We start from the raw sequence: 6,715 nt of genomic DNA, 5'->3' as shown, positions 1-6,715 counted from the left end.
CGACCGGTCCGAGCGGGTCTGCCCAGGTGGTCATCGATCTTGACGTAGAGTGCGGTCAGAAGGGTGTTCAGGTCGGTCCTCACAAACTGATCTTGAACACCCTTCGTCTGTCTCCAGACACCGCCCATGCTTAGGACTTACTCATCTAGGGCCTGTGTCGAAGGCCGGTTCGATGAGAGTCGCGCCTGAGGTGGTTCCTGGTGGTGCGGCCGGGCGGCCCGCGTACCGGTGTTGTACGTGGGCCGTCCGGCCGTGCCGCCAGGGGCCGCCTCAGGCCCGACTATCGCGGATCGGACTTCGACACAGGCCCTAGACTCAATCGGGTGAGCGACGAGCTGGTACCGGCCGACCCGAATCAGATGCGCGCCTCGGACGCGGACCGAGAACAGGTCGCCCAGGTGCTGCACAAGGCGACCGCGGAAGGTCGCCTCGACATCCACGAGCTGGACGAGCGCCTCGCCGCCGTCTACTCGGCCAAGACCTACGGCGAACTCGTTCCCATCACGGCCGACCTGGTGCTGAGCGGCCTGCCGCAGACCCCGGCCGTGCCGCAGTACCAGCCCGCGACGAACGACCGCATCGGCGGCACGCCCGGCAGCGCGGTGTCGGTGGCGTTCTGGTCCGGCGTGAACCGCAAGGGCGGCTGGGTCGTGCCGCGGATGCACAACGCCGTGGCGATCATGGGCGGCATCGAGATCGACCTGACGCACGCGAACTTCGCCGAGGCCGAGGTGACGATCAGCTGCTTCGCGTTCTGGGGCGGCATCGAGATCCGGGTGCCCGACGACATCAACGTCAAGGTCGACGGGTTCGGGTTCATGGGGGCGTTCGAGCAGAACCTGCCGAACCGCCGGCACGTCCCGGGCGCGCCCACGGTGCGGATCACCGGGCTCGCGCTCATGGGCGCGGTCGAGGTCAAGGGGCCGAAGAAGCCCAAGAAGAACGTCCTGCGCGAACTGCTCGACTGATGTTGCTGGCGGAGTTCGTCGAACGAGCCGCGGACACCGGTCTCGTGTTCATGATCAAGATGGACGGGCCGCGGCCGCGCAAGAAGTGGACCCTGCGCATCAACAAGACGCCGTTCGTCGTCGATGACTACTGGATGGGCGGCGGTGACCACGAGACCCTCGACGACCTGCTCGACCGGGCACGCAGGTCGGTGGCCGAACTGCCCGGCGACTGGTCGTGGATCGGCGAGCCGATCAGTGACGCCGACGCGTACGCCGAACTCTTCGAGGCGATCGGCGCGAAGGGCGAGTTGTTCATCGTCCAGTACAGCCTCGACACCAAGTGGGTGCTGTTCGCCGCCAAGGACAAGATCGAGGGCTTTCCCACCCTCGACGCGTGCGTTCTGGAAGGGCTCGCGAAGTTGGGCTGGTAGCCGCCTGACCTGGGCGAACCTCGTCACTTAGGACGGGCGTCCCATTCCGCTTAGACTCCCAGGCATGGCTGCTCCAACGACACTGCCGTCGGCCCTGGCTGACGCCGTGCGCGACGAATCGTCGCTGCGGCGTTTCCTGCACGGGCTCCCCGGCGTCGACCAGGTCGGCGTCGAGCAACGAGCCGCGGGCCTCGGCACGCGCAGCATCAAGAAGGCCGCCAAGCTGCACGCCATCGACCTGGCGATCAGCATGGTGGACCTGACCACCCTCGAAGGTGCCGACACCCACGGCAAGGTGCGCTCACTCGCCGCCAAGGCCAAGCGTCCCGACCCCGAACGGCCCGACGTGCCGAAGGTCGCGGCGGTCTGCGTCTACCCGGACATGGTGAAGACGGCCGCGGACGACCTCGTGGGCACCGGCATCAACGTCGCGTCCGTCGCGACCGCTTTCCCGAGCGGCCGCAGCACGATGGACATCAAGCTGGCCGACACCCGGTTCGCCGTCGAGCAGGGCGCGTCCGAGGTCGACATGGTGATCGACCGCGGTGCGTTCCTCTCCGGCCGGTACGGGCAGGTGTTCGAGGAGATCGTGAAGATCAAGGAGGCGTGCGGGGACGCGCACCTCAAGGTGATCCTCGAGACCGGCGAGCTGGTGACGTACGACAACGTGCGCCGCGCGTCGTGGCTCGCGCTGCTCGCGGGTGGTGACTTCATCAAGACGTCGACCGGCAAGGTGCAGCCCGCCGCGACGTTGCCGGTGACGCACGTGATGCTGCAGGCGGTGCGGGACTGGAAGCAGCAGACGGGTGAGCTGCGCGGGGTGAAGCCCGCCGGTGGCATCCGCACGACCAAGGACGCGATCAAGTACCTGGTGGCCGTGCACGAGGTGGCCGGGCGTGAGTGGCTCGATCCGAACCTGTTCCGGTTCGGCGCGTCGACGTTGCTCAACGACCTGCTGATGCAGCGTCGGACCCAGTTGGACGGCCACTACAGCGGCCCGGACTACGTGACGGTGGACTGAAGACATGTGGGAATACGCCCCCGCGCCCGAGTCGCGGGACATCGCGAACCTCAAGCCCAGCTACAAGATGTTCGTCGACGGCAAGTTCGTCGAGGGCACCGGCGAGCCGCTCAAGACCATCAACCCCGGCACCGAGGAGGTGCTGGCGGAGGTGTCGACGGCGAGCGAGTCCGATGTGGACACCGCGGTCAAGGCCGCGCGCAAGGCCTACGACCGCGTGTGGTCGAAGATGCCCGGCTCCGAGCGGGCCAAGTACATCTACCGGATCGCGCGGCAGATCCAGGAACGCGGCCGTGAGCTCGCGGTGCTGGAGTCGCTCGACAACGGCAAGCCGATCAAGGAGTCGCGCGACGTCGACGTCCCGACGGCCGCCTCGCACTTCTTCTACCACGCGGGCTGGGCGGACAAGCTCGGCTACGCGGGGTACGGGCCGGACCCGAAGCCGCTGGGTGTGGCGGGCCAGGTGATCCCGTGGAACTTCCCGCTGCTGATGGCCGCGTGGAAGATCGCGCCGGCGCTGGCGTGCGGCAACACGGTCGTGCTCAAGCCCGCCGAGACCACGCCGCTGACCGCGCTGGTGCTGGCCGAGATCATCCAGCAGTGCGACCTGCCGCCGGGCGTCGTCAACATCATCCCGGGCGCCGGTGACGTCGGTGCCGCGCTGGTCGGGCACGCGGACGTCGACAAGGTCGCCTTCACCGGCTCGACCGACGTCGGCAAGATCATCCAGGGGCAGCTGGCGGGCACGTCCAAGAAGCTGACGCTGGAACTGGGCGGCAAGGCCGCGAACATCGTGTTCGACGACGCCCCGCTCGACCAGGCCGTCGAGGGCATCGTCAACGGCATCTTCTTCAACCAGGGCCACGTGTGCTGCGCCGGATCGCGGTTGCTGGTGCAGGAGTCGATCGCCGAGGAGCTGATCGAGAAGCTGCACGCGCGCGTGTCCACGTTGCGCGTCGGCGACCCGCTGGACAAGAACACCGACGTCGGCGCGATCAACTCGCGCGAGCAGCTCACCAAGATCCAGGAGCTGACCGCGGCGGGCGAGGCCGAGGGCGCCACCCGCTGGACGTCGTCGTGCCCGTTGCCGGACAAGGGTTTCTACTTCGCCCCGACGGTGTTCTCCGGGGTGTCGCAGGCGATGCGCATCGCCCGTGAGGAGATCTTCGGCCCGGTGCTGTCCGTGCTGACGTTCCGCACGCCGGAGGAGGCCGTGGCCAAGGCGAACAACACGCCGTACGGCCTGTCGGCGGGTGTGTGGACCGAGAAGGGCTCGCGCATCCTCTGGATGGCACAACGGATGCGCGCCGGTGTGGTGTGGTCCAACACGTTCAACCGCTTCGACCCGACCGCGCCGTTCGGCGGGTACCAGGAGTCGGGCTTCGGCCGTGAGGGCGGCCGCACCGGTCTGGAGGCCTACCTCGATGTCTGATCGCATCACGGTCGCGAAGACCTACAAGCTCTACATCGGCGGCAAGTTCCCGCGTTCGGAGTCGGGCCGCAGCTACCCGGTCTCGGACTCGAAGGGCACCTTCCTCGCGAACGCCGCGCAGGGCTCGCGCAAGGACGCCCGCGACGCTGTTTCCGCTGCCCGCAAGGCTTTCGGCGGCTGGTCCGGCGCCACGGCCTACAACCGCGGCCAGGTCCTGTACCGGGTGGCCGAGGTGCTGGAGGGCCGCCGCGAGCAGTTCGTCACCGAGGTCGCGGCCTCCGAGGGCGTCGCGCTGAAGAAGGCGCAGACCCTCGTGGACACCGCCATCGACCGCTGGGTCTGGTACGCGGGCTGGACGGACAAGATCGCGGCCGTGCTGGGTTCCTCGAACCCGGTGGCGGGCCCGTACTTCTCGTTCTCCACGCCGGAACCGACGGGTGTGGTCGCCGTGCTGGCGCCGCAGCAGTCGTCGTTGCTGGGCCTGATCTCGGTGATCGCGCCGGTGATCGCGTCCGGCAACACCTGCGTGGTCATCACCTCGCAGGACCGGCCGCTGCCCGCGATCACGCTGTCCGAGGTGCTCGCGACGTCGGACGTGCCGGGCGGCGTCGTCAACATCGTCACCGGCCGCACGGCGGAGATCGCGCCGTGGCTCGCGTCGCACGGTGACGTGAACGCGCTCGACCTGACCGGTGCGCCGGCGGACATCCGCGCCGACCTCGAACGGTCGGCCGCAGGCACCGTGAAGCGCGTGCTGCGCAACAAGCAGAACGAGGACTTCACGGCGACGCCGGACATGTCGCGGTTGCGCGCGTACCTGGAGACGAAGACGGTCTGGCACCCGATGGGTGTTTAGGGCAGCTGATCGGCGGCGTAGGCCTTGCCCTGCGCCGCCAGCTCCTCCCCCAGGATCCGGACGGCCTTCGGGCCCACGCCGTGGATCTTCAGCAGCTCCTTCGCCGACACCTTCGTCAGCGACTCGAACGTCGGGTAGCCGTGCGCCGCGAGCTCGCGGGCCGCGACCTTGCCGATCGTGCGCGGGAACTCGGTGTCGGTCACGAGTTGACCAGCCCCGCGCGCCACGCCCACGAGGCGATCCCCACGCGGTTCTTCACGTTCAGCTTGGTCTGCACCGACGCCAGGTGCGTCTTCACCGTCGACAGCGACAGGAACAGCGACGACGCGATCTCCTGGTTCGACAGCCCGCGCGCCACCTCCCGCACGACGTCCTGCTCGCGCGCGGTGAGCAACGACAGGTCGGGCCGCTCGGCCGGGCGCGCGAAGTGCTCCAGCATCCGCACGGTCACCTGGGGCGAGATCAACGCGTTGCCGGCAGCGGCGGCCCGCACGGCCTCGACCAGCAACGCCGGACCGGCGTCCTTGGTGAGGAAGCCGGACGCGCCGTTCTCCAGCGCGGTGTGCACGTACTCGTCGAGGTCGAAGGTGGTCACCACCACGACCTTGGTGGTGGGCGACAGCTTCTTCGTCACCTCCAGGCCGTCGAGCCCCGGCATGCGGATGTCGAGCAACGCCACGTCGGGGTTGAGCTCGCGGGCCGCGGTGACGGCCGCGATGCCGTCCGCCACGTCGGCGACGACGGTGATGTCCGGCTGCTTCTCCAGGATCATCCGAAACCCGACGCGGACCATCTCCTGGTCGTCGGCGATGAGAACCGAGATCACTTGGACCCTTCCAGGGGTAGCTCGGCCAGCACCTGCCAGCCGTTCTCTCGCGGACCCGCGGAGAACAGGCCGCCCAGCAGGTCGACCCTCTCACGCATGCCGACGAGACCGTAGCCGCCCTGGTTCAACTCGCCGGGCCGTCCGTCGTCCGCGACGACCACGCGCAACGCGCCGCCGTCGGTGCGGGAGATGTCCACGTCGATCATCGTCGGGGACTTGGCGTGTTTGTGCACGTTGGTCAGCGACTCCTGGACCAGGCGCAACACCGAGCGGCCCAGTTCGGGCGCCACCTCGGCGGGCAGGTCGATGCGCAGGCGGGTCTCGATGCCGAGCTCGCGGGTGCGTTCGACGGCCGCGATGACGTCGGCGGCGAGGTCGGTGGTGGCCGCCTCGGTCTCGCCCTGGCGCAGGGTGCCGACCAGGCGCCGCATCGCCTGCAACGCCTCGGTGCCCGAGCGGACCATGCCCGGCAGCAGGCGGTGCGCGGCCTGCGGGTCGTCCTCGGAGACCTCCAGGGCGGCCTGGGCCTGCACGAGCATGCCCGTGACGTGGTGGGCGACGACGTCGTGCAGTTCGCGGGCCAGCGCGATGCGCTCTTCCTTCTGCGCGTCGGTGACGGCGGCGGCGATCAGGCGGCCGCTCTCGGTGTCGCGGGCCCGGAAGTACAGGCCGACGCCGACCGCGCCGAAGCCCAGCACGAGCGAGCCGAGCAGCTCGTTGTAGTTGCCCGACGAGAACCAGTTGCCGCGGACGATGGCGGCGAAGAAGCTCACGGCCACCAGCGCGCCGACCGACCAGGTGGCCGACCGGCGCGGTTCCTCGCGCACGACCACGGCCGTGATGACCAGGAACGCCCCGGTCTCCGCGATCGTCAGCGGGCTGAGGATCGTCGGCACGTTCACCTGGAACGTCGTGATCACGAACGACACGAGGACGGCCGACACGACCGCGACCGGGACCGTGAACGCCCGCGACTTGAACGACGTGACGGCCACGATGCAGACCGGCACCGTCAGCAGCCACACCAGCGCCCCCGCCTGGCCCGGTTCGCCCATGACGAGGAGCTCGCCCACCATCAGCAAGGCGAGGAAGGCGGCGATCGGCCATTGGCCCCGATGACTGTCCACGGAAGACAACGGTAGGACCACCCGACCCCTCCGGCCTCGGTCATCCGGCTGATCCGGTGTGTCGTCAAGGCT

At 69.0% G+C, this 6,715-nt stretch carries 8 protein-coding genes; 5 read left to right on the top strand and 3 right to left on the bottom strand.

The genetic code is table 11. The features are described from left to right. Window positions 1-323 precede the first annotated feature (323 nt). From QSK25_RS30565 to QSK25_RS30545, 5 genes are all read left to right on the top strand, one after another. Window positions 324-968, top strand: coding sequence for a DUF1707 SHOCT-like domain-containing protein (locus tag QSK25_RS30565; protein ID WP_285643346.1), 645 nt, complete (start codon window positions 324-326; stop codon window positions 966-968). Continuing rightward, window positions 968-1,381 carry a hypothetical protein gene (locus QSK25_RS30560; protein ID WP_285643345.1) on the top strand — a complete coding sequence of 138 codons (414 nt, stop codon included), beginning with the start codon at window positions 968-970 and terminating at the stop codon, window positions 1,379-1,381. The genes QSK25_RS30565 and QSK25_RS30560 overlap by 1 nt, the downstream gene beginning before the upstream one ends. 64 nt (window positions 1,382-1,445) lie before the next feature. Beyond that, window positions 1,446-2,402, top strand: coding sequence for a deoxyribose-phosphate aldolase (deoC, locus tag QSK25_RS30555; protein ID WP_285643344.1), 957 nt, complete (start codon window positions 1,446-1,448; stop codon window positions 2,400-2,402). Window positions 2,403-2,406: 4 nt separating this feature from the next. Continuing rightward, window positions 2,407-3,834 carry an aldehyde dehydrogenase family protein gene (locus tag QSK25_RS30550; protein ID WP_285643343.1) on the top strand — a complete coding sequence of 476 codons (1,428 nt, stop codon included), beginning with the start codon at window positions 2,407-2,409 and terminating at the stop codon, window positions 3,832-3,834. Then, window positions 3,827-4,690, top strand: coding sequence for an aldehyde dehydrogenase family protein (locus QSK25_RS30545; RefSeq protein ID WP_285643342.1), 864 nt, complete (start codon window positions 3,827-3,829; stop codon window positions 4,688-4,690). Before QSK25_RS30550 ends, QSK25_RS30545 begins: the two co-directional genes overlap by 8 nt. Here the strand turns inward: QSK25_RS30545 and QSK25_RS30540 are convergent. The 3 genes from QSK25_RS30540 to QSK25_RS30530 are packed head-to-tail and all read right to left on the bottom strand — an operon-like array spanning window position 4,687 to window position 6,643. Next, window positions 4,687-4,893: a helix-hairpin-helix domain-containing protein gene (locus QSK25_RS30540; RefSeq protein WP_285643341.1), complete on the bottom strand. Its 207-nt coding sequence runs from the start codon at window positions 4,891-4,893 to the stop codon at window positions 4,687-4,689. The genes QSK25_RS30545 and QSK25_RS30540 overlap by 4 nt on opposite strands. Next, complete coding sequence (locus QSK25_RS30535) at window positions 4,890-5,516, bottom strand: response regulator transcription factor (protein ID WP_285643340.1); 627 nt, start codon at window positions 5,514-5,516, stop codon at window positions 4,890-4,892. The genes QSK25_RS30540 and QSK25_RS30535 overlap by 4 nt, the downstream gene beginning before the upstream one ends. After that, the gene (locus QSK25_RS30530; RefSeq protein ID WP_285643339.1) at window positions 5,513-6,643 is read right to left on the bottom strand and encodes a sensor histidine kinase; all 1,131 of its coding nucleotides are present in this window, start codon (window positions 6,641-6,643) and stop codon (window positions 5,513-5,515) included. Before QSK25_RS30530 ends, QSK25_RS30535 begins: the two co-directional genes overlap by 4 nt. Between the last annotated feature and the right edge of the window lie 72 nt (window positions 6,644-6,715).

Origin of the sequence: Lentzea sp. NBRC 102530, assembly GCF_030269365.1 — a bacterium.
Lineage (GTDB): Bacteria > Actinomycetota > Actinomycetes > Mycobacteriales > Pseudonocardiaceae > Lentzea.
This window is presented reverse-complemented; position numbering and strand designations above follow the sequence as displayed.

What these genes read in the sequence shown, in the direction of transcription:
- QSK25_RS30560 (WP_285643345.1), top strand. Translation starts at nt 968, where the DNA reads ATGTTGCTGGCGGAGTTCGTCGAACGAGCCGCGGACACCGGTCTCGTG.
- deoC (WP_285643344.1), top strand. Translation starts at nt 1,446, where the DNA reads ATGGCTGCTCCAACGACACTGCCGTCGGCCCTGGCTGACGCCGTGCGC.
- QSK25_RS30550 (WP_285643343.1), top strand. Translation starts at nt 2,407, where the DNA reads ATGTGGGAATACGCCCCCGCGCCCGAGTCGCGGGACATCGCGAACCTC.
- QSK25_RS30545 (WP_285643342.1), top strand. Translation starts at nt 3,827, where the DNA reads ATGTCTGATCGCATCACGGTCGCGAAGACCTACAAGCTCTACATCGGC.